This window comes from Actinomycetes bacterium, from assembly GCA_036000965.1.
Classification (GTDB): Bacteria; Actinomycetota; CALGFH01; order CALGFH01; family CALGFH01; genus DASYUT01.
Map to the genome: position 1 here is coordinate 45282 of DASYUT010000053.1, position 20831 is coordinate 66112.

General features: G+C 72.2%; 19 protein-coding genes. 8 read left to right on the forward strand and 11 right to left on the reverse strand.

Annotated features, from left to right (window positions below; genetic code table 11):
• Nucleotides 1-150: 150 nt before the first annotated feature.
• The 3 genes from VG276_03910 to VG276_03920 are packed head-to-tail and all read right to left on the reverse strand — an operon-like array spanning nt 151 to nt 2679.
• Nucleotides 151-1380: an FAD-dependent oxidoreductase gene (locus tag VG276_03910; GenBank protein HEV8648549.1), complete on the reverse strand. Its 1230-nt coding sequence runs from the start codon at nt 1378-1380 to the stop codon at nt 151-153.
• Nucleotides 1381-1418: 38 nt separating this feature from the next.
• Nucleotides 1419-2477 carry a magnesium/cobalt transporter CorA gene (corA, locus tag VG276_03915; protein HEV8648550.1) on the reverse strand — a complete coding sequence of 353 codons (1059 nt, stop codon included), beginning with the start codon at nt 2475-2477 and terminating at the stop codon, nt 1419-1421.
• Nucleotides 2470-2679: a hypothetical protein gene (locus tag VG276_03920; GenBank protein HEV8648551.1), complete on the reverse strand. Its 210-nt coding sequence runs from the start codon at nt 2677-2679 to the stop codon at nt 2470-2472. Before VG276_03920 ends, corA begins: the two co-directional genes overlap by 8 nt.
• Before the next feature lie 303 nt (nt 2680-2982).
• On the opposite strand from VG276_03920, the gene VG276_03925 reads away from it, so the two are divergent.
• The 4 genes from VG276_03925 (at nt 2983) to VG276_03940 (ending at nt 8454) form a co-directional block, all read left to right on the forward strand.
• Nucleotides 2983-4299, forward strand: a complete 1317-nt coding sequence (locus VG276_03925) for a hypothetical protein (protein HEV8648552.1) — start codon at nt 2983-2985, stop codon at nt 4297-4299.
• A gap of 366 nt (nt 4300-4665) precedes the next feature.
• Nucleotides 4666-6654 carry a hypothetical protein gene (locus VG276_03930; protein ID HEV8648553.1) on the forward strand — a complete coding sequence of 663 codons (1989 nt, stop codon included), beginning with the start codon at nt 4666-4668 and terminating at the stop codon, nt 6652-6654.
• A gap of 148 nt (nt 6655-6802) precedes the next feature.
• A complete protein-coding gene (locus VG276_03935; GenBank protein HEV8648554.1) occupies nt 6803-7924 on the forward strand; it encodes an XRE family transcriptional regulator in 1122 nt (373 codons plus the stop codon).
• A complete protein-coding gene (locus VG276_03940; GenBank protein ID HEV8648555.1) occupies nt 7921-8454 on the forward strand; it encodes a hypothetical protein in 534 nt (177 codons plus the stop codon). The genes VG276_03935 and VG276_03940 overlap by 4 nt, the downstream gene beginning before the upstream one ends.
• A gap of 73 nt (nt 8455-8527) precedes the next feature.
• Here the strand turns inward: VG276_03940 and VG276_03945 are convergent, their stop codons facing one another.
• Together VG276_03945 and VG276_03950 are read right to left on the reverse strand one after the other, a co-directional pair.
• Nucleotides 8528-9229, reverse strand: a complete 702-nt coding sequence (locus VG276_03945) for a DUF4395 family protein (GenBank protein HEV8648556.1) — start codon at nt 9227-9229, stop codon at nt 8528-8530.
• Between the two features lie 266 nt (nt 9230-9495).
• Nucleotides 9496-11058, reverse strand: a complete 1563-nt coding sequence (locus VG276_03950; protein HEV8648557.1) for an aldehyde dehydrogenase family protein — start codon at nt 11056-11058, stop codon at nt 9496-9498.
• 298 nt (nt 11059-11356) lie between these two features.
• Between VG276_03950 and VG276_03955 the strand changes: the two genes are divergently transcribed.
• Both VG276_03955 and VG276_03960 read left to right on the forward strand, forming a co-directional pair.
• Nucleotides 11357-11848, forward strand: coding sequence for a hypothetical protein (locus VG276_03955; protein ID HEV8648558.1), 492 nt, complete (start codon nt 11357-11359; stop codon nt 11846-11848).
• Between the two features lie 210 nt (nt 11849-12058).
• The gene (locus VG276_03960) at nt 12059-13912 is read left to right on the forward strand and encodes a long-chain fatty acid--CoA ligase (GenBank protein HEV8648559.1); all 1854 of its coding nucleotides are present in this window, start codon (nt 12059-12061) and stop codon (nt 13910-13912) included.
• Here VG276_03960 and VG276_03965 read toward each other — a convergent pair.
• The 4 genes from VG276_03965 to VG276_03980 all read right to left on the reverse strand — a co-directional run bounded on the left by VG276_03965 (nt 13900) and on the right by VG276_03980 (nt 17704).
• Complete coding sequence (locus VG276_03965) at nt 13900-14772, reverse strand: hypothetical protein (GenBank protein HEV8648560.1); 873 nt, start codon at nt 14770-14772, stop codon at nt 13900-13902. The genes VG276_03960 and VG276_03965 overlap by 13 nt on opposite strands.
• Nucleotides 14769-15941, reverse strand: a complete 1173-nt coding sequence (locus VG276_03970) for an ATP-binding protein (GenBank protein ID HEV8648561.1) — start codon at nt 15939-15941, stop codon at nt 14769-14771. The genes VG276_03965 and VG276_03970 overlap by 4 nt, the downstream gene beginning before the upstream one ends.
• Before the next feature lie 156 nt (nt 15942-16097).
• Nucleotides 16098-17330 (reverse strand): DUF6596 domain-containing protein, encoded by a 1233-nt coding sequence (locus VG276_03975; GenBank protein ID HEV8648562.1) that lies wholly within the window; start codon nt 17328-17330, stop codon nt 16098-16100.
• Nucleotides 17327-17704 carry a YciI family protein gene (locus VG276_03980; protein HEV8648563.1) on the reverse strand — a complete coding sequence of 126 codons (378 nt, stop codon included), beginning with the start codon at nt 17702-17704 and terminating at the stop codon, nt 17327-17329. The genes VG276_03975 and VG276_03980 overlap by 4 nt, the downstream gene beginning before the upstream one ends.
• A 172-nt stretch (nt 17705-17876) precedes the next feature.
• Between VG276_03980 and VG276_03985 the strand changes: the two genes are divergently transcribed.
• A complete protein-coding gene (locus VG276_03985) occupies nt 17877-18425 on the forward strand; it encodes a dihydrofolate reductase family protein (GenBank protein ID HEV8648564.1) in 549 nt (182 codons plus the stop codon).
• Between the two features lie 225 nt (nt 18426-18650).
• The gene (locus tag VG276_03990) at nt 18651-19703 is read left to right on the forward strand and encodes an oxidoreductase (GenBank protein ID HEV8648565.1); all 1053 of its coding nucleotides are present in this window, start codon (nt 18651-18653) and stop codon (nt 19701-19703) included.
• Between the two features lie 170 nt (nt 19704-19873).
• On the opposite strand, the gene VG276_03995 is transcribed toward VG276_03990, so the two are convergent.
• Both VG276_03995 and VG276_04000 read right to left on the reverse strand, forming a co-directional pair.
• Nucleotides 19874-20227, reverse strand: coding sequence for a plastocyanin/azurin family copper-binding protein (locus VG276_03995; GenBank protein HEV8648566.1), 354 nt, complete (start codon nt 20225-20227; stop codon nt 19874-19876).
• A gap of 5 nt (nt 20228-20232) precedes the next feature.
• Nucleotides 20233-20676: a hemerythrin domain-containing protein gene (locus VG276_04000; GenBank protein ID HEV8648567.1), complete on the reverse strand. Its 444-nt coding sequence runs from the start codon at nt 20674-20676 to the stop codon at nt 20233-20235.
• Nucleotides 20677-20831 lie beyond the last annotated feature (155 nt).

The window sequence follows — 20831 nt, forward strand, 5'->3', positions numbered from 1 at the left end:
CAACGGTACGGCCACCACCCGCGTTCCCGCCTGTCGAGCACCCATGGGAACAGGCTGCCCTCGGAGAAGCTGCAACGGTACGGCCACCACCCGCGTTCCCGCCCGGCCCGCGTTCCCGCCCGGCCCGCGTTCCCGCCCGGCGAACTCGGCTCACGCCGGCGGGCGCTTGGGGATGAGCGAGCGGAGCTCCACGTCCTCGTCGGCGAGCTGGTCCGGGTGGTCCAGACGGGCCCAGACCAGGCGGCGGGCGGCGGCGATCTCCTTGAGACGGTTCACCCCGGCGGCGGCCCGCACCTCGGGTCCGAGCAGGTAGAAGGCGACGAACGAGCGGTCCTCGACCTTGCCCCGCAGCACCACCCGGTCGTACCGGTCGGCGATGCCGACGACCTGCAGGTGCAGGTCCCACTGGTCGGACCAGACGAACGGGACCGGCGCGAAAGGCACCCGCCGGCCGAGCATGCCGTGGGCGGCGGCGACCGCCTGGTTGTGGGCGTTGTCGACGTGCTCGACCCGGAGCCGGGTGCCGAGCCGCGGGTGCCACCAGGCGGCCACGTCCCCGGCCGCGAACACCCCGGGCACGCGGGTCTGGCAGTACTCATCGACGACCACGCCGTTGTCGAGCCGCACGCCGGAGCCGGCCAGCCACTCGGTCTCGGGGACAACCCCGACGCCGACCACGGCCAGGTCGCAGGCGACGACCCGGCCGGAGGTGGTGACCACCGCCGCGACCCGGCCGTCGCCCCGGAACGCGGCCACTCCGTCGCCGGTGCGCAGGTCCACGCCCTGGTCGCGGTGGTACCCGGCCCAGATCCGCCCCAGCTCCGGACCCAGGCGGGGCAGCGGCAGGGGCGCGGCCTCGAGCATGGTGACCTCGAGGCCCAGGTCGCGGGAGCAGGCGGCCACCTCGGTACCGATGAACCCGGCACCGACCACGACCACCCGGCGGCCGGGCGCCAGCTCGGCCCGCAGGCGCTCGGCGTCGCGGACGGTACGCAGCAGGTGGATGCCGGCCAGGCCGGCGCCGGGTACGTCGAGGCGGCGCATCCTCGACCCGGTGGCCACCAGCAGCCGGTCGTAGCCGAGCGGCCCGCCGCGGTCCAGCTCCACCGTGCGCGCGGCCGGGTCGAGCCGGGTGGCGCGGGTGCCCAGCCGCAGCTCGATCTCGTGCTCGGCGTACCAGCCCTCGGGGCGCAGGTAGAGCGCCTCCTCGGGCTGGCGGCCGTGCAGGAACGCCTTGGACAGCGGCGGCCGCTCGTAGGGGCGGTCCGGCTCGGCGCCGACGAGCACCACCCGGCCGTCGAACCCGGCCGCTCGGAGGGTCTCGGCGGCGCGGCCCCCGGCCAGGTTGCCGCCCACGACGACGCAGGTCCGGGCGGTCACGGGTTGTCGAACAGCTCGAGGACCTCCGCTCGTCGCACCTACAGCCAGCCGCTGCGGCGGAACATCCGGTACAGCAGCGAGCAGGCCAGCACCATCACGCCGATGACCAGCGGGTAGCCGATCGTTGAGCGCAGCTTGGGCATGTGCTCGAAGTTCATGCCGTAGATCCCGGCGATCATCGTGGGCACCGCGAGGATGGCCACCCAGGCCGAGATCTTGCGGACGTCCTCGTTCTGGCGCAGGGTCACCTGGGTGGCGTTGGCCTCGAGGGCGTTGTTGAGCAGGCGCTGGAACCCGTCGACCTGCTCGACGACCCGCAGTGCGTGGTCGTAGACGTCGCGGAAGTACTCGCGCATCTCGGGGTCGACATGGGGGAGCCGGCCCCTGGCCAGCCGCTCCAGCGGGTCGATCAGGGGCGCGGTCGCCCGGAGGAACTCGAGCACCTCGCGCTGCAGCTTGTAGATCCGCTCGGCCGAGCCGCCCTGGCCGGCGAAGACCTGCTGCTCGATCTCGCGGATGTCCTCGTCGACGCCTTCCACGGCCGGGACGTAGTTGTCCACGACGTGGTCGAGGACCGCGTACATCACCCCGCTCGGCCCGCAGCCCAGCAGCTCCGGGTGGGCCTCGAGCCTGGACCGGACCTCGACCAGGGCCTTGGTCTGGCCGTGGCGCACCGAGACCACGAACCCCTCGCCGACGAACAGCAGGATCTCGCCGAAGTCGAGGACCTCCTCATGGTCGACGTAGCGGGCCGGCTTGAGGACCAGCAGCAGCGTGTCGTCGTAGACCTCCAGCTTGGGCCGCTGGTGGGCCTTGATGGCGTCCTCGACGGCCAGCGGGTGGAGGTTGAACTCGCGCCGGACCGATCCGAACTCCTCCTCGGTCGGCTGGTGCAGCCCGATCCACACGAACGCGCCCTTGCCGGCCGCCTCGTAGGCGTCCCTCAGGTCGACCACGCCCGGACGCCGGACGCCGTTCTCGTACACCGCGCAGTCGACGATCACGCTCGCATTGTGCCGCACCCACGCCGGCCGCCGGGGGAGGGTCGGTGAGCGGTGGTCTTCGGCCGGCGAGACCGCCTCGGTGGGGTCAGTCATGCTCCCTGTCCTGCTCCCGCGCTGCCCAGCGCTGCCGCCGGGCCAGCCAGCGCCGGTGGTCGCACTCGTTCTGGTAGTCGGCGTACAGCAACCCGGCGACCAGGACCGTCCCGCCCAGCACGGCCAGGAGAATCAGGGCCACGCCCAGGGCGTTCATGCCGCCCGTCCCCGGATCGCACGCCGCCGACGCCCGGGCCACCACGGCGCCTGCTCCCCGAACGATGCCGCGTCCTGATCAGACGCCGCGACCTGGGCAAGCGGGTCCTCGGGGTCGGGCCGGCTGGTCATGGCGGCCGGCTCGGCGACCCGCAGGAGGATGCAGACGACCAGCCCAACGGCGACCGCGGCGAGCGCGTAGCCCTGTTAGGGATCATGAGCGGGCGGTTTGACGGTATCGGCCGCGCTTCGTCCACTCGGCCGCTGTGGACGATGAGAAGACCATTGCGAGAAGCAAGGATCGGCCTACGCGGTACGATTGCCCTTATTCGTCCGCTAGAGGGACTCCATGCCGATCGAGCGAGAAGATAACTTGCTGCTACGCGAGCAGCGTGAACTTCGCGATTGGTCGTTGGGCGAGGCAGCCGGGCATCTGCGAGAGGTCATGCTCGCAATGGGTGACAAGCAGGCCGGCGTGAACGCCAACATGTGGTGGCGCTGGGAACGTGGCATGCGACGGCCCGAGCGGCGTTACCGGAGGGGGCTGTGCCGTCTGTTCGGGCTCCCGGCCGACCATCTGGGCCTGCCTACCAGCGAGGAACGCGCATCGGTCCGCCGTAGGCCCTTGGTGACTTCCTCCGTCGAGGATGGGCAGTACAACACCGAGACAGTGGCTGCTGGTGAAGATTGGACGGCCGACGCAGTCGAGTTGATGCGGCAGACCGAGCAATCAGACATCGGCCCGGACACGCTGGAGACGATCGACCGCATCGTCGATCGATTCTGCCGAGACTACTCCAGTACGATGCCTGTCGTGCTTCGGCGGGAGGTCCTAAAGCAGCTCAGGTACGTCGGCCAGCTCCTCCAAGGACGACTCACGATCGCGCAGCGACGGCACCTGCTCGTCTCCGCCGGCTGGCTCGCGCTCCTGCTTGCCTGCCTGCACTTCGACGTTGGCGACCGCACCGCCGCCGAGGCGAACCGCGGCGTTGCATTCCACCTCGGCAGGCAGGCCGATCATCATGACCTGATGGCGTGGGCGTTGGAGACGAAGGCATGGTTCTCCCTCGCCGATGGTAGCTATCGCGACGCCATCGAGGCGGCCCGCGCCGGCGAGGCGTTCGCGCCGGCGGGTGCTTCCGCGTTGGTCGCGTTGACCCTGCAGCAGGCCAGAGCATGGGCCCGACGCGGCGACAAATGGGAGACCGAGCGGGCGATCCGGCGCGCGACGAAGGAGATGGATAAGACGCCGGCCCCAGCGCATCCGGAGCACCATTTCGTCTTCGACGCCCCGAAGCTGTCGTTCTATGCTGCGACGAGCTTCGTGCTGTTGGGCGAGCCCGATCCTGCCGAGGAGCACGCGAACCGAGTGATCGAGGAGTGTAGCGATCCCGAGCGGCCGAACTATTGGCCGACCCGCGTTGCGACCACCCAAGTTGAACTCGGAATGATTCTGGGGCTGCGTGGGGAGGTCGACGGTGCGGCCGAGGTCGGGGCTAAGGCGTTTGATTCCGCGTTCCTTCGCACCTCGACGCTGTGGCGGGCCGCTGAGCTGGATAGGCTCCTGATGAGCAGGTATGCCGACGTGCCAGAAGCCCGGGACTTCCATGAACAGCACGTCTTGGCGCGACGTTCGCTCACCCGATCAGGCGCGGCCAAGGGGTAGATTCAGGCCCTTCAATTTGGAGTGGAACAATGAGGTGTGGTAGGCCCTTGCCTGCTGCATAGTCAAGGGTGTGCCAAGTCCCATTGCCGTCCTCGCCAGTTCGCGGGAGGAGAGCCAGCAGCTGTGCGACAAGCTCGCCTGGGCGCACGGCGAACTTGGTTTGGGCAAAGCTCCAAGACCGGACGTGGCCTCCAACCATCCAGCCCTACTCCTGGTCGGCTTGACAGGCGCTCACCACCGTCTCCGTCCGAACGACCTACAACCGGCGTCGCCGAGTGTCCTGGCGAAATTCACCGGCGTGCCTGGGTCTGGGCCGCCATACTGCATGCACCCTGAGACCCCCTCGTTCAAGGGCTACGTGCAAACATGACCAGCCGCCGGCGCGCGAACAGGATTGGGCTGTCGTGGAAGCAGATCGAGTGCCGCGGCTGCCGCGGGGCCCGTGTCGTCGGGATACCATGCCCGACCTGCGGTGCACGCCCCGACCCGCGCGAGGTCGACCCGGACCTCCAGCGCCGCCAGCGGCTCGCCCGCGAGGCCCTGGCCATCCTCGACCGCCAACCTGGCAGCCAAGCCCGATCGCGCCCGGCCAGCGATCCGTGGCCGCCAGAGCAGGCATTCGACCCCCTCGTGGAGTGGGTGGGCCGGTTCCTGCCGACCCTCAACGCCGCCATCCAGGACCCCTCGGCCGCTCCGCGGCTGCTCGAACTCGTCACCAACCTCGTCGACCTCCGCGACCAGCTCCACACGTCCCGGTGGCTTCGGCCGCACCTGCCGCTCTGGCGCACCGCCGACGCGCTGATCGGGCACCTCACCCAGGTGGCCGGCTGCTACCTCACGGCATGCGCGGCGCCCACGCCGCTGCAAGCCCAAGCAGCCGCCGACGCGGGGCAGCAGGCCCTGGATGCCGCAGAGGACGAAGGCAATCACCTCATCGAGCGGCTGGAGCGCTGGCGGCGGATCAGCGCCTCCGACCGGGCCGGCGACATCGTCGCCGCGCTCGCCGTCGAGGCCTACCGGCTGGCCGGCACCACCGATCTACTCCTGCTCGAGCAGGACGGCGCCCGGGACTTCGAGCAGCTCCTCGGTGCTTCCTGCCCCAGCGGTATGGGTCTGCTGCTGCGCATGATGACGCTGCACGCCGAGGTGGTCCTTGACGACCAGCGCTTCCGCCGAATCGCCCACGACGCCTACGCAGTCTTCACGCGGCGTCCCGACCAGCTCCAGCGGCTGGTCCACGACCACACGCTGGTCGACGACATCCAGGATGCTGCTCGGCGCGGCTACGACGCCGCGGTCACCGCCCAAGCCGTCCTTGCGGCCGCCCGCGATGACCGGCAGGCGGTCCGCGCCGTCCTCGCCCTTGCCCACGAGCTGCTCGAAGGCCCCGGCAAGCGCTACGTCGCGGCGCTCCTGACCGTGAACGGCCAACGCAGCTACCAGGACGTGCGCCGCCGGAACGCGGGCATGCTGCTGCGCCAGGCATCCCAGCAGCCAAGCCTCGTCCCGCTGCTGGACGGCCTCGACATCGCCTTGCGTGACGCCAAGGCGCACGAGGACTACCTGATCGAAGGCGACGAGCTGATCCTCACCGATCACGGCGTGCGCCGCCCCAACACCCAGCCGATCTCGGGCTTGGTGCTCCTTGACCAGGTCCTCACCGCCGTGGAGACGCTCCAGGCGCTGTTCTTCGCGCTTGCCGCCGCCGCAGCCGGGATCGGTATCACGCTGGTCGGCGCGCTGGACTACAGCCACTTCGACATGGCCGACGAGGACACGATCGCGACGCTGCTCGGCCTGCAGTCCTGGACCGAGGTCACCGTCGAGCTGCACGACTACACCGTGCGGGCTGCAGGTACCGCCGAGCTCCCGACCCAGCCGCTGCAGCCCGTGGCCGTCCTGGTTCCACACCTTCCCGAGCGCATCACCCAGCTCGAGCTCACCGTGCGCACCAGCAGAGGACAGCGCCTGCTTGCCGGACCAACCGAGCCGTGGCGTCGATACCACGCGTCCGCTGACTGGGAGAAGCAGCTGCACTTTGTCGAGTGCTGCCGATACTGGCACTTCGACGAGCAGCCGATCTTCGACCGAGCGCAGACCCAGCTTTGGGTTGCTCGGCAAGCGCTCCAGCAGGCTGCTGCTGGCTATCCGGCCTGCATCCGGCCACTTCGGCAGCTCCGCACCTTCGCGCAGCGGCTCAAGGACGAGGAACTCGCCAGCGACCTGAGCGAGCTGATCGCCTACGCCCGCAACCGGTCGACGGGCCTCACCAACGAAGGTGCAGTGTCGGACATCGTGAGCCGGTTCACGCGCCGGGCGCAGGCGGACGTGCCCCTTCCCGAAGTGCTGAGATAACGGTCCCGTCACAGCCCTGCCGTGGCGCTGCGGCAGGTGCCACGAACACCTGCTGCGGTTCAAGTACGGCGCCTCGCCGGGCGCCCGCTACGGCGAGCCAAGCCAGGAGCTGGACCCGGCCGACCATTCGCGTGCTAAAATCGCACACGTGTCACCAGGTCAGATCTTCGAGCAGAAGCAGATCGGCCAGCGCATCGCTGATGCCCGTGTCGAAGCCGGGCGTACGCAGGCCGACCTCGCGGCGACGCTTGGGCTGGATCGAACGGCGCTCGCCAAGATCGAGGCCGGTGCTCGAAAGGTGTCCGCCGTCGAGTTGGCTGGTATCGCCTCCGAGCTGCAGCGGCCACTGGACTGGTTCCTTGTGGAGTCACCCCAGCCGGTGGTGAGCCGCCGGGCCGACGCCGCGGTCGGTCACCGCTCGATGCACCTCGACCGAGCCGTCGACAAGGCAGCTCGCGACGTGGAGTTCCTCGTGGGGCAAGGTTTCCTGAACCCTGCTGTCAGCGACCTACAGCTTCCGACACCACGGAGCGTCAGCGAAGCCGAGCGCGCGGCGGACCGCGTCCGCAGCAGCCTGGGTCAGGGAACCGAGCCACTTGTCCAGCTCGCCGACATCGCCGAGCGGCTCGGGCTCGTCTGCTTCTCGCTGCCGCTCGGCGAATCCTCCGGCGACGGCGCCTACGTGTCGCTCGGCGACTTCGGGGTCGCGGTGATCAATGGCGACACCGACCCGGGCCGTCGCCGCTTCACGTTGGCCCACGAGATCGGCCACCACGTGTTCGCCGACGAGTACTCCACCGACCTGTCCCTCGCTGAGAACGGTGACGAGACGGAACGTCGAGTCAACGAGTTTGCCAGTCACCTCTTGCTGCCTCGCGAGTCGGTCACGAGACGATGGCAAGCCGGAGCGGGTGAGCCTCGGGAGAAGGCGGTCCGTCTCGGCGTAGAGTACCGCGTGAGCTGGTCCGCGCTCTGCAGCCAGTTGAAGAGCCTCGGGCTGGTCACCGACGCCGAGCGTCGAGCGTTGCTGGCCCACCCTCCGACCAGGGCCGACTTCATCGAGCTGGGAATGGCCGTGGTCGAGGAGCTGCATCCACCGTCAGCCTCGCCTCGCTATGCGCAGGCAGTGCTCCGTGCCTACCGCGGCGGAAAGCTCGGGGCGAACCGCACGGTCGACCTTCTGTGGGGCTCTGTTGCAAAGGAAGAGCTGCCGCAGCTCGACGCGCTGCCCGTCGAGGCACTGCGCCGTGAGTTCGATCCGCTGCCGTGAACGCGCTGGTCTTTGACACCTCCCCGCTCAGCCACTTCGCACGAGCTGGCCGCCTGGCGGTTCTCGACCGCCTCACCGCGAACTACAGGCGGGTCACCCCGAGAGCGGTCTTGGACGAGGTTCGCGGGGGCGAGCTGACGCATCCGCCCCTGGCCGACATTCGAAACGTTGACTGGCTCGAAGTCGTGGCCTGCGACGGCCTGCCTGAGCTTCGGGCGTTCGCCCATTACGCCCAGATCCTGGGCAGTGGGGAGCGGGATGTCGGCGAGGCGTCGGTGCTCGCGTGGGCTGAGGTCAATGCCGGCGTCGCGGTGATCGACGAGCGGGCCGGGACGCACGCCGCATCGATGCGAGGGGTCGTCGTCCACGGCACGCTGTGGCTCATCACCAATGGAGTGAGCGCGAGTGAGCTATCGCTTCCCGATGCCGAGCGGCTCGTCGACCAACTCCGGGACACGGACGCGCGACTGCCATGCACCGGTGCCACGCTGTTTCAGTGGGCGAAAGAGCACGGTCTCCTCTCGCAGTGATCAACCTCCCGCGGACGTTCCCCAAGTGACGTTCTCCAAGTGACGTTCCCCAAGTCAAGTATGGTCGCTGGGGTCAGGCCAGGCGTTCGAGGACGGTGCCGTCGCCGGCGACCGTGAACGCGGTCGGGACCACGGTGACGTGGTAGCGGCGGGCGAGGTCAGGCCGCTCGGACACGTCCACGCTGACCAGTGGGCGGGCGTCGCGCCGCAGCCGTCCCTCCAGCTCGCGGCAGTCGCCGCACAGCGGGTGGGTGAACTGCACCAGCGTCTCGGAGGCGACGGCGTCGGCGCCCAGCTCGCCGAGGTCGACGGCGCCCACGGCGCCGCGCCGGACACCGCGGGCCCGGGCCAGCAGGCGGTAGGCCTCGCAGCCCACGCAGAGCCCGGTGACCGCGGCCAGCAGCGCGAGCGCGGCCACGATACCGCCAAGGGTCGCGCCCACGGTGCGGAAGCCGGCCAGGTACGCGACTGACGCGGCGGTGAGGAAGGCCACGCCGACCATGTTGGCGAACCGCGGCGGGCGGGCGTCCTCGACCGGCCCCTCGCCGAGGCGGGGCTGCACCACCTCGAAGTACAGCAGGCAGGGCAGGCAGAAGCGGCGGCCGAGGGTCAGGCCGAGCGCGAGCTGGAAGGCGAGCAGGGCGAGCAGCCACCACCACCCGGTGAGCAGGGCAAGGAGGCTGACCAGGCCGACGGTGGCCTGGTTGAAGCGGGGGGCCCTGGCGTCGATGACGTCGGTGTCGGTCCAGGGGTCGGCGGTCCGGGTCGCCAGCATGGCGGGCCATCCTTCTCGTGCGCGGGCGGGGTCGCCCGAACGGCAGGGGGAAGCCGCGGCCCGAGCGGTACCCGCCTGTCCGGCGGCGCGCTATGCCGCCAGGAGGGACCGCCGGGCCTGCCAACAGGCGCACGAGACCACGCGCCCGTGGTCGAGGGCGCGGTTCCGGGTGAGCAGGACGCCGGTCACGCTCCCGACGGTGCCGGAAGGAGACCCGCGGTGTCAACCAGCAGAGGGCCCGCGGTGTCAACCGGCGGGCGGGCCGGTCAAGGGGCGTCCAGGCGGAAGTCGAGGTCGGCGTCGACGTCGGCCACGTCCATCTGCGCCTTCTGCAGCCTGCCGGAGTAGTCCCAGTTCACCGCCTGCCAGCGGGTGAACTGGTCGAGCACCCAGATGCCGGACTGGCGGGCGCCGTTGCCCGAGCGCCCGTTGCCACCGAACGGCAGGTGCGCCTCCGCGCCCGAGGTGGAGTTGTTGACGCTCACCATCCCGGCGCCGACCCGCTCCCGGAAGCGGAACGCCGCCTTGGGGTCCTGGGTGTAGATCGACGCCGACAGCCCGTAGCCGTGCCCGTCGGCGAGGTCCACCGCCTCGTCGAAGTCGCCGAAGGAGGCCACGCCCACGATCGGGCCGAACGTCTCGGTGCGGTACAGCTCGTCCTTGGCGGTGACGCCGTCGACGATCGTCGGGTGGCAGTACAGGCCGGCGTCGGGGTCGCCCACGAACCCCTGCCTCGGGTTGGCGCGCGTGATCCGGCCGATCCCGGTCGACCCGCCGACCCGGTGGTGGCCCTCGACGAGGTCCAGCCAGCCGAGGAACCGCTCGAGGAACCGCTCGGAGAGCATCGGCCCGTACAGCACGTCGGCGTACGGGTCACCGATGGCCGCCGCCTCGGTGGCGGCGGTGAAGCGGGCCAGGAAGTCGTCGTGGACCCAGTGGTGCACCAGCACCGTGCCGAGCGAGGTGCAGCGCTGCCCGGCGGTGCCGAACCCGCTGAACAGTGCCCCTTCCACGGCGAGGTCGAGGTCGGCGTCGGCCATGACCACCAGCGGGTTCTTCCCGCCCAGCTCCAGGCAGGGCGTCTGCAGGTGGCGGCCGCACAGCGCTCCGATGCGCCGCCCCACCTCCGTGGAGCCGGTGAAGCCGACCTTGTCGACCAGGCCGGCGGTAAGGGCCCGTTCGAGCCCCTCGAAGGTGGTGGGGCCGTCGGCGAGGACCAGGTGCAGCACCCCAGCGGGCACGCCGGCGTGGAGGAACAGCTGGGTCAGGGCCTGCGCGCTGGCCGGTGCGTACTCGGCCGGCTTCCACACCACCGGGTTGCCGCAGACCAGCGCGGGCACCAGGTACCAGGACGGCACGGCGACCGGGAAGTTCCCGGCGGTGACGATGGCGGCCACCCCGACCGGCGTCCGGAAGGTGAGCAGCTGCTTGTCGGGCATCTCGCTCGGCACGGTCTGCCCGTACAGCCGCCGGCCCTCGCCAAGGAAGAAGCTGCAGGTGTCGATGACCTCCTGCACCTCGCCGAGAGACTCGGCGTACGGCTTGCCGATCTCGTCGGTGACGATGCGGGCCAGCGCCTGCTTGTTGGCTTCAACGAGCCGGCCGGCCTGCTGGATGGCACGCCCGCGCACGGGCGCCGGGGTCGCCGCCCACGCTCGCCTGGCCGCCTGCGCGGCGCGGCAGGCGTCCAGGAACGCCGCGGCGTCGGCCAGCTCCGCCTCGCTGGTCACCTGGTCGGTGCGGGCCGGGTTGGCCAGGCTGATCCGGCGGGCCCCGGCCGCGCCGCTCCAGGGCTGCCCGCCGATGATCGAGGCGACGGTCCGGGTCATGGGTTCCTCCCGCTCGGGTGGCGCGCCGGGCGCCGTCCTGTGCCTGTCTGTCTGTCTGTCTGTCTGTATCTACTGCCTGCCTGTATCTGCCTGCCTGTTGGTAGCATTGAACCAGGCAGTGCCGACCTCCGGAGCGACCCCGTTCCGGCTCACGACCCGGAGGAACGAGGCGTAACAGGAGCGGCTGTGCGTGCAGCACGTCGGCCATGCGGATCCCGTGGGAGGCCGTGAGAGCAACGGGACGTATCAGGAGCAGCCGTGCGTGCTCTGGAAAATGACTTGACGGAAAGGGTGGACGTTGAGGAACGAGGCTGGGAGCGCCGGGCTCGGCGACGAGGACGCGTCGCTGCTGAAGGAGCTCCAGACGGTGATGCGGCAGGTCGATCCGGTGCCGGCGCGGGTGCGGGAGGCGGCCAAGGCCAGCTTCACCTGGCGGACGGTTGACGCCGAGCTGGCCGAGCTGGCCTTCGACTCGCTGGTCGACCAGCAGGAGCTTGCGACCGTGCGGGGCTCCGCCGAGCCGCGGCTGCTGTCGTTCACCGCGCCCGGCCTGACCGTCGAGGTCGAGGTCGCGGCCAGCGGCGCCCGGCGCCGGCTGATCGGCCAGCTCGTGCCGCCGGGAGCGGCCGAGGTGAAGGTCCGCCACCCGGGTGGGACGGTCACCGTCGAGGCTGACGAGTTCGGCTGTTTCGTCGTCCCGGAGCTTGAGGCCGGTCCCGTCCGGCTGCAGTGCCGGGTCCAGCGGCCGCAGCCCGTGGCCCCGTTCGTGACCGACTGGGTGTCGATCTGACGCCACCCGCGGGCCCGTTCGCCACCCACTGGGTGTCGATCTGACGCCACCCGTGGGCGGTCCTGACACGCCAGCACGCCCTTGACCCGGGTGGTCATGGCCTTTGAACACGGTGGTCATGGTCTTTACCCCGCTGGTCATGGCCTTTACCCCGCTGGTCATGGTCCCTATGCTCAGGCCCTGGGTTCGCCGAGCCACTGGGGGCAGCGGATGACCGACGACGCCGTGCTCAGCGCACGCCGGGAGATCGAGTCGGAGATCGAGGGCCGGACCTTCTGCGACCTGCTCCACGAGCACGCCCAGGGGCATGGCGACGCGCCGGCGCTGTCGTGGAAGGACGACGCCGGCTGGCAGACCCTGTCCTGGGGGGCGTACCAGGACCGCGTCGCCGAGGTCGCGCTCGGGCTGGCCAGCCTCGGCGTGACCAGCGGCGACCACGTCGCGCTCATGATGGCCAACCGGCCCGAGCACGTCATCGCCGACCAGGCCACCGTCCACGCCGGCGCCACCCCCTCCACGTTCTACGCCACCCTCGCCCCCGACCAGATCCGCTACTGCGCGGCCAACTGTGCCGCCAAGGTCGCCGTCCTTGAGAACCGCGACGTGGCCAAGCGCTGGCTGGAGATCCGCCACGAGCTGCCCGCCCTCGCGCACCTGGTGCTCGTGGAGGACGCCGAGGACTTCTCCGGCGAGCGCGGCACGATCGCCTGGGACGAGCTGGTCGCCCGGGGCCGGGAGGCCCTCGCCGCCGGCCGGGCCCCCTTCGACGAGCTGCGCGCCCGGGTCCGGCCGGAAGACCCGCTGACGCTGCTGTACACCTCGGGCACGACCGGCCCGCCCAAAGGGGTCGTGCTCACCCACCGGAACCTGCTGTACGAGTGCGCCGCGCTGGACCGGCTCAGCGGCCTGCCAGACGGCCTCACCTCGGTCTCCTACCTGCCGCTGGCTCACATCGCCGAGCGGGTCCTGTCGATCTACGACCCGCTGCAGAAGCGCGCCCACGTGTACTTCTGTCCCGACCCGGCGCAGGCGCTCGACTACGTGCGCCAGGCCCGGCCCACGTTCTTCTTCGGTGTGCCGCGGGTGTGGGAGAAGGTGCGGACCGGGGTCACCGCCAAGCTCGCCGCCGAGCCCGACGCCCGCAAGCGCAAGCTGGCCCAGTCGGCCGTCGAGGCCGGGTTCGACGTGGTCCGGCGCCAGCAGCGCGGCGCGTCGGTCTCCCTTGCTCTGCGGGCCAGACATGCGGCGCTGGACCGGCTCGTGCTGGCCAAGGTCCGGGCGGCGCTCGGGCTGGACCGGTGCCAGTTCGCCTCGAGCGCGGCCGCGCCGCTCCCGGTCGACGTGGCCGAGTTCTTCGCCGCCATCGGGCTCCCGCTGATCGAGGTCTACGGCATGACCGAGACCAGCGGGGTCGCCACCGGCAACCCGCCCGGGAAGCTGAAGATCGGCACGGTCGGCCCGGCGATCGCCGGGATCGAGGTGCGGCTCGACGGCGACGGCGAGGTGCTGGTGCGCGGCCCGATCAACACACCCGGCTACCACGACCGTCCCGACGCGACCGCGGAGCTGGTCGACGCCGACGGCTGGCTGCACACCGGCGACGTGGGCGAACTCGACGCCGACGGGTACCTGCGGATCGTCGACCGCAAGAAGGAGCTCATCATCACCTCGAGCGGCAAGAACCTGTCGCCGGCCAACATCGAGAACCTGCTGAAGGAGCACCCGCTGGTCGGCCAGGCGCTCGCGTTCGGGGACGGCCGGCCGTACGTGGTCGCGCTCGTCGTGCTCGACCACGAGGTCGCGCCCGGCTGGGCCAAGCAGCAGGGCATCCCCTTCGAGGCCCTGGCCAGCTTCGCGCGCCAGCCGCGCGTGCTCGAGGAGCTGCAGCGGGCGGTCGACGCCGCCAACCAGCGGCTGTCACGCATCGAGCAGGTCAAGCGGTTCGTGGTCGTGCCCGCGGAGTGGACGGCCGAGAGCGAGGAGCTGACCCCGACCCTGAAGCTGAAGCGGCGCGTGATCCACGCCAAGTACACCGCGGAGATCGACGCCCTCTACAGCACCTGACCCTGCTCGCGGGCGAGCGCCTCGGCCAGGGCGTCCCCGCCGGCCTTGGCCACGGCGGCCATCACCCGCTGGCAGAGCGAGGTGAAGCCGCGCGGCGCGCCGCCGGCATGGGCCACCAGCAGCAGACCGCTGCCGCCCTGGGGGCGGAGCGGGGCGGTGCAGCGGGCCACCAGCCCGTCGGCGAACGACAGCGGCCGGTACGGGAACGGGCTCGCGCGCAGGTCCTGCTCGACCAGCAGCCCGCCGGCCGCGGCCGGCGCGAGCGGCAGCATGGCGGTGATGACCTCGGTGGCGCTGGCCGCGGGGTGCCACCCCTCGTCGGCCACGGCGAGGTGCAGCTGCGGCTCGACCAGCAGCACCGCCCCGAACCCGCACGACAGCGCCCGGCTGGTCAGGCCGGCCAGCGCGCGCGCGGCCCCGGCCACCGACTCCCGGGGGATCCGGCTCGCCGCGGCCGCTGCCTGGGCGGCCTCCAGCTCGTCGGCGACCACCTTCTCGGCCGGCACCGCCCCGGCGGCGCCCAGTGCCGCGCCGGCCAGCGCCAGCAGCCGCTCGTCGTCGGGCCCGGCCGCCCCGGTCCCGCCGAGCACCGCCATGTCGCCGCCGATCCCGACGACCGCCACCTCGGTGGTCCAGTAGGGCCCGAACGCGCGGAACGGCACGCCCGACCGCCGCCGCAGCACCGTGCCGGCCGTCACCCGCGCCAGCAACGGCTCGGCGGACGCGTCGACGGTGACGTTGCCGGCCCAGCCGGCGCCCCGGCCCCGGCCGTCGACGTTGAACAGCCGGCCGGGCGCGATCTGCCGCAGCAGGAACAGGTCGGGTGCTGGCAGGTCCTCGAACGACAGGGCAGCCGTCACGGCACCTGTTCGGCGGCGCGGTCGGGGACGGTCAGCGCGAACCGCGTCCACTGCTTCTGCCTGGCGTACTCGACCCGGCCGCCGAGCTCGCCGACCAGCCGCTGGACCGAGTGCAGGCCGAGGCCGGTCCCGTCGGGCCTGGCCGGGTCGGTGGCGTAGGCGCCGAACAGGCGGGGCAGGACCCCGGCGGCGACCCCGGGTCCCCGGTCGGCCACGGTGATCGCCGCCCCCTCGGGAACCGCCTCGACCAGCACGTACGCCTGGGTCCCTGGCGGCGCGAACTTCAGGGCGTTGTCGAGCAGGTTGAGCAGCGACCGCTCGAGCCGGTCGGGGTCGGTGACCAGGGTGACCTCCCGGCCCTCGATGACCACCTGCCCGTCGCGGCTGGACCGGGCCGCGGCGGCCGCCCGCTCGGCGACCGCCCGCACCCCGGTCGGCCGCAGCCGCACCGGCCCGTCCGAGCGGGCGCCGACGTCGGCCAGCGCCTCCGACAGCATCCGCTCGAGCCGCTCGGCCTGCGCCTCGATGCAGGCAAGCAGCTCCGAGCGCTGGTCGTCGCTGAGCCGCTGGGCCCGGGTGCGCACGGTCACGGCCATGCCCCGGATCGCGGTGAGCGGGCCTCGCAGGTCGTGCTGCAGCCCGGCCCGCAGCAGGTTCCGGTCCTGGCGGAGCTCGTGCAGCTCGGCGCGGAGCGCTTCGAGCTCGCGCTGGTCGCAGACCCGCTGGGCGAGCAGCCCGACCGGGCCTGCCAGCCAGTGCAGCGCGTCGGTCTCAACTGGACGGTCGGCCGTCACCAGCAGCACCACCGTGGTGGCGCTGGCCAGCAGCAGCGGCATCGCCCCAGCCCAGGCGTGCCCGCCCGGAGGCCGGGTGGGGCGGAGCGTGGGCTGCGGGCTGCTCTCGTCCCCCAGCGCAATGGCGTCGCGGAGCAGGCGGGTGGTGACCGGGCCGACCGGCCCCGGCGGTCCGAGGCCGGCCGCGAGCGGGCCGCCGGCGGCCAGCAGCTCGGCGCCCCCCGTGCCCGCCGGGACGAGGAAGACCCCGGCCAGGCTGGTGCCGAGCTCGTCGGCGGCCATGGTGAGCACGGTGGCCAGGCCGCTGGCTGGCTGACGCCGGGCACCAAGGGCCAGCGTCACCAGGTCGTGGGCGCGGTTGCGGGTCAGGCTCATGCTGACTACATCGGTCCGAGGGGCGCTGTTCCAAACCTGCCGCATGGAATCACTCCCTGGCGGCGGTACGGATCAAGAGCGTCGACTGACCGTCTGGGCGGTACGGATCAAGAGCGTCGACTGACCGTCTGTATCGACGCGACGGTCGGGCCCGGGTCATGCCCGACTTGGCGGCGTGAGCTGTGCGGCGCGGGACTCGAGATAGCGCTGCTCGGGGACGCTGAGTGTGCGGCGTGCGGCCAGGCGGTAGCAGGCGCGTGCCGCCTCCTGGTCACCTGCGAGATCGAGCAGGTGCGCGCGGACGGCGTGGACCCGGTGGTGCCCGGCGAGCGCGGGGTCGGCCTCCGCCGCGGCCAGCCGCCGCAGACCGGCCTGGGGGCCGTGGACCATGGCCACGGCGACGATGCGGCCCAGGGTGACCATCGGTCCGGAGGCGATGCTACCCAGCAGCTCATACAGTCCGAGGATCTGCCGCCAGTCGGTGTCCTCGAAGCGGGCCGCCTCGTCGTGCACCGCGGCGATCGCGGCCTGCAGCTGGTAGGGGCCGATCGGCGCGCTGGCCAGCGTCTCGGTGATCAGCGTGACCCCCTCGGCGATGGTCTGGGCGTCCCAAAGGCTGCGGTCCTGCTCCGCCAGCGGGACCAGGGCGCCGTCTGGGCGGGTCCGCGCCGGGCGGCGGGCGTCGGTCAGCAGCATCAGCGCCAGCAGCCCCGCGACCTCGCCGTCTTCGGGCAGGCGGGTGCGGAGCTGCCGGGTCAGGCGGATCGCCTCGCCGGTGAGCTCGACGCGGTGCAGCGCAGACCCGGAGCTGGCGGTGTAGCCCTCGTTGAAGATCAGATACAGCACCTGCAGCACCGCCGCGATCCGCTCGGAACGTTCGGCCTGCGGGGGCAGCCGGAACTCGGCGCCGCTGGTTCTGATCCGCTGTTTCGCGCGGCTGATGCGCTGGGCCACGGTCGCCTCCGGGACCAGCAACGCGCGGGCGATCTCCGCGGTGCGCAGCCCGCCGACGGCGCGCAGGGTCAGCGCCACCTGGGAGACCTGGGTGAGTGACGGGTGGCAGCACAGCAGCAGCAGGGTGAGCGTGTCGTCGACGGCGGGTACGGGCTCGGGGTCCGGCGGTGCCAGCAAGGCGGCGGCCTGCTCACGGCGTCGGCGGGCCGCCTCGTTGCGCCACAGCTCGGTCCGCCGGCGGGAGGAGACCGTGATCAACCAACCCTTCGGGTTGCCCGGCACACCCTCGGTCGGCCACTGCACCGCGGCCGCCAGCAGGGCCTCTTGCACCGCGTCCTCGCAGGTGTCAAAGCCGCCGTAGCGCCGGACGAGGGCGCCAAGGACACCCGGCGCCAGTTCCCGCAGCAGGCCCTCGACCTCCGTCGCGGTGCTCACATGTCCAGCCCGAGCCCGTTGAGGTCCAGGACCGGCCGCACCTCGACCAGGCCGTAGGCGGCCTCCGGGACCCGCGCGGCGTGCTCGACCGCACGGTCGAGGCCCTCGCACTCGATGAGGTAGAAGCCGGCCAGGTGCTCCTTGGCCTCGGCGAACGGCCCGTCGGTGGTCATCGTGCGGCCCGCGCGCACCGACACGCGCGTTGCCAGCGACGGATCGGCCAGGGCCTCGGCCACGATCAGCTCCCCTGATGCGGCGAGGTCCTCGTTGAGGGCGGCATACCGCTGCAGGCCCTCGGCGCGCTGGGCGTCGGAGAGCCCCTCCCAGACCGCCCTGGACGCCGGGTTGCTGTAGATCAGGATCAGGTACTTCACGCTGCCTCCACGGGGTCGGGGACATTCTCTCACCCGGGATGTCGAGACCGGTTCCGCAGCTTCGACGTCCCCCATGAGCGGCGCCCGCAAGGGGTGCCGGAGCCAAGGAGAGCACCATGGACGGACCGGATCCGCGCCCAGAGCAACGCTTGCTCTTCCCGAGGAGGTAACGATGCGCAAGATCGTCGCGGGGCTGTGCATCTCGCTGGACGGCGTGGTGGAGTCGCCCGACAAGTGGGGCTTCCCGTACTTCAACGACGAGATGTATGACGTGATGAGCGCCGGAGTCGCGCAGGCCGACGCCGTGCTGCTGGGCCGGCGCACCTACCGGCAGTTCGCCGCGTTGTGGCCCAGCCAGGGCAGCGACGTGCCGATGGCCGACTTCCTGAACAACTCGCCCAAGTACGTGGTGTCGGCCACCCTGGGCACCCTCGAGTGGGCCAACTCCAGCCTGGTCACCGGCGACCTCGCCGTGGAGCTCACCAAGCTCAAGCAGCAGCCCGGCAAGAACATCCAGATCCCCGGCAGCCCCACGCTGGTGCGGTCGCTGCTGCGCGACGGCCTGCTCGACGAGCTGCAGCTCATGGTCTGCCCGATCGTGGTCGGCTCCGGGATGCGCCTGTTCGACCAGACGACCGACCACCTGGGCCTCGAGCTCGTCGAGTCCAGGCCGTTCAGCACCGGCGTGGTGGGCGTGGGGTACCGGCCGGCCAGCGCGTAGCACGCCCTGGCCGGGCCCGGCCCGGGCACCACCCGATGCGGCGTCCGCCCGGGCCCGGTCCACACAACCGACACCGACATGCGGCAACGGGGACGGGCGGTGGGGACGGGCGGTGGGGACGGCAGGGGACGGGCGGGGGGTGCGGCTCGCGCGTGGCGCCCGCACGCGGTCACGCGGTACAACCACGGGCGACGGCACGGGCGGAGGGGAGCGTGGGGGGGCGGCGTGGCAGGCGGACGCGAGGTCGGGGTGGGGCTGGTCGGCTACGGGTTGGCCGGGTCGATCCTGCACGCGCCCCTGGTCGGCGCGGAGCCGCGCCTGCGCCTGGTGGCGGTCGCCTCCAGGCGTCCGGACCGGGTCCACCAGGACCTGCCCGCGGTCCGGGTGGTGGCGACACCGTCCCAGCTGCTGGCCGACCCCGGCGTCGAGCTGGTCGTGGTCGCCGCGCCCAACACCGCCCACTACGACCTCGCCCGCGAGGCGCTGGCCGCGGGCAGGCACGTCGTGGTCGACAAGCCGTTCGTCATCCGCTCGGCCGAGGCCGACAAGCTGATCCGGCTGGCCGGCCAGCAGGGTCTGGTGCTCAGCGTGTTCCACAACCGGCGCTGGGACGACGACTTCCGCACCGTCGAGCAGGTGGTCCGGGCCGGCCTGCTCGGGCGGGTCGCCAGCTACGCCGCCAGCTACAACCGGTTCCTCCCGGACCCGGCCCGCGGCTGGCGCGAGCAGCCCGGGCCCGGGTCCGGGGTCCTGTACGACCTCGGGTCGCACCTGATCGACCAGGCGCTGCACCTGTTCGGACCTCCGGCCACGGTCATGGCTGACGTGCGGGCCCAGCGCCCGGCCGCCACCGCCGACGACTACCTCCACCTGGTGCTCGGCTACGGCGCGCTGCGGGTGATCCTGCACGCCGGCTCGCTGGTACGGGCCACCGGGCCCCGCTTCGAGGTCCACGGCGACCGCGGGTCCTTCGTCAAGCACGGCATCGACGGCCAGGAGGAGGCTCTGCGCTTCGGGCGCCGCCCGGGCGACCCGGGCTGGGGGCGCGACCGCGAGGACCGGTACGGCACCCTGACCGCCGACGTCGGCGGCCTCCGGCTGGTGGCCCGGGTGGAGACCCTCCCCGGGTCGTACGAGGCGTACTACGCCGGGATCGCCGGCGCGATCCTGGACGGCGGCCCGGTGCCGGTCCCCGCAGAGGAGGCCGCCGCCACCATCCGGGTGATCGAGGCCGCGATGGTCTCGAGCAGCGACGGGCGCGTCGTCGAGCTCGGCTGAGCAGCGTCATGCCAGCCTTTCGGGACACCAGGTGGCATGGCCGAACGGCCTCGTGGCCCCTCACCTACGGGCCCGACCTGCCGGCCCGGCCCGGCGGCCACGGCGGCAGCTCGGGGCCGGGCCGGCCAGCCAGCCAGCCGGGGCCCGGGGCCCGGGGCCCGGACTGGAGGTCAGGCTGCGGTGACCACGACCTTGCCAGTCATGCCCGGGTGCAGGGTGCAGCGGTAGTCGTAGGTGCCGGGCTGGTCGAAGGCGTGGGCGTAGGTGCCCTTGGCCTTGGGCTTGCCGGAGTCCAGGCCTGCGCCCTTGACGTCGTGGGGCACCTGGCCGTCCTCGAACGTCCAGGTGACGGTGGTGCCGGCCGGCACCTGGACCGCCCGCGGGGTGAACGTGTTCTGCTTGGCGGCCACCCTGGTCACGCCGTTGACCGGCTGGGCGTCCGTGCCGCCCCCGCCGCCTGCACAGCCGGCGAGCAGCACCAGCCCGAGCGCGGGCAGGAGCAGCCGGGTCGCGGTGCGCGCCACGGGCCTCACCGTCCCACGAGCTGCCCGACCCGCTCGGCCAGCTCGCCGCCGAGCCGCTCGCGCTGCTCGGCGTCCAGCCGCCGGCGCAGCTCCGGGACCAGGAACAGCTCCTGGTCGCGGGCGTGCTGGCGGAACAGCTCCAGCAGCAGCCGCACCTTGGCGTCGTAGCGGTGGTCGCCCGGGACCATGCCGCCAAGCTCGATCAGCAGCAGGTCCAGCAAGTGGGCCTGCTCGAGCTGGCGCTCGATCTCGGCGTCGTGGCGGCCGGTCTGCTCGCGCAGGGCCGGGTAGAGCAGGTCCTGCTCGAGCGCGGCGTGGGCGGCCAGGGCGTCGGCGATGGCGCGCACCGCCAGGTACTGGCGGCGGCGGCTGCCCTCGGCCTGGTCGTAGGTTGCGAAGGCGCGTTCCACGCCGCTGTGGGTGTCGACGATCATGCTGGTCGCGTCCATGAGAGCCTCCTCGTGCTGCCGTCGCCGGTGCGGCACCCCCGGGTCGGGCGGGCCGCGGCGAGGCTGCACCCATGGTGGCTGGCCGGCCGCCGCACGTCGTCGGCCGGCAGGCGGCTCCGTGGCTACGCTTTCTGCGGCAGCCACCCCCGGGCCGC

Coding starts and splice junctions, on each gene's coding strand:
- VG276_03970 (HEV8648561.1), bottom strand. CDS start 15,941: ATGAGCCTGACCCGCAACCGCGCCCACGACCTGGTGACGCTGGCCCTT.
- VG276_03925 (HEV8648552.1), top strand. CDS start 2,983: ATGCCGATCGAGCGAGAAGATAACTTGCTGCTACGCGAGCAGCGTGAA.
- VG276_03950 (HEV8648557.1), bottom strand. CDS start 11,058: ATGACCCGGACCGTCGCCTCGATCATCGGCGGGCAGCCCTGGAGCGGC.
- VG276_03930 (HEV8648553.1), top strand. CDS start 4,666: ATGACCAGCCGCCGGCGCGCGAACAGGATTGGGCTGTCGTGGAAGCAG.
- VG276_03960 (HEV8648559.1), top strand. CDS start 12,059: ATGACCGACGACGCCGTGCTCAGCGCACGCCGGGAGATCGAGTCGGAG.
- VG276_04000 (HEV8648567.1), bottom strand. CDS start 20,676: ATGGACGCGACCAGCATGATCGTCGACACCCACAGCGGCGTGGAACGC.
- corA (HEV8648550.1), bottom strand. CDS start 2,477: ATGACTGACCCCACCGAGGCGGTCTCGCCGGCCGAAGACCACCGCTCA.
- VG276_03985 (HEV8648564.1), top strand. CDS start 17,877: ATGCGCAAGATCGTCGCGGGGCTGTGCATCTCGCTGGACGGCGTGGTG.
- VG276_03945 (HEV8648556.1), bottom strand. CDS start 9,229: ATGCTGGCGACCCGGACCGCCGACCCCTGGACCGACACCGACGTCATC.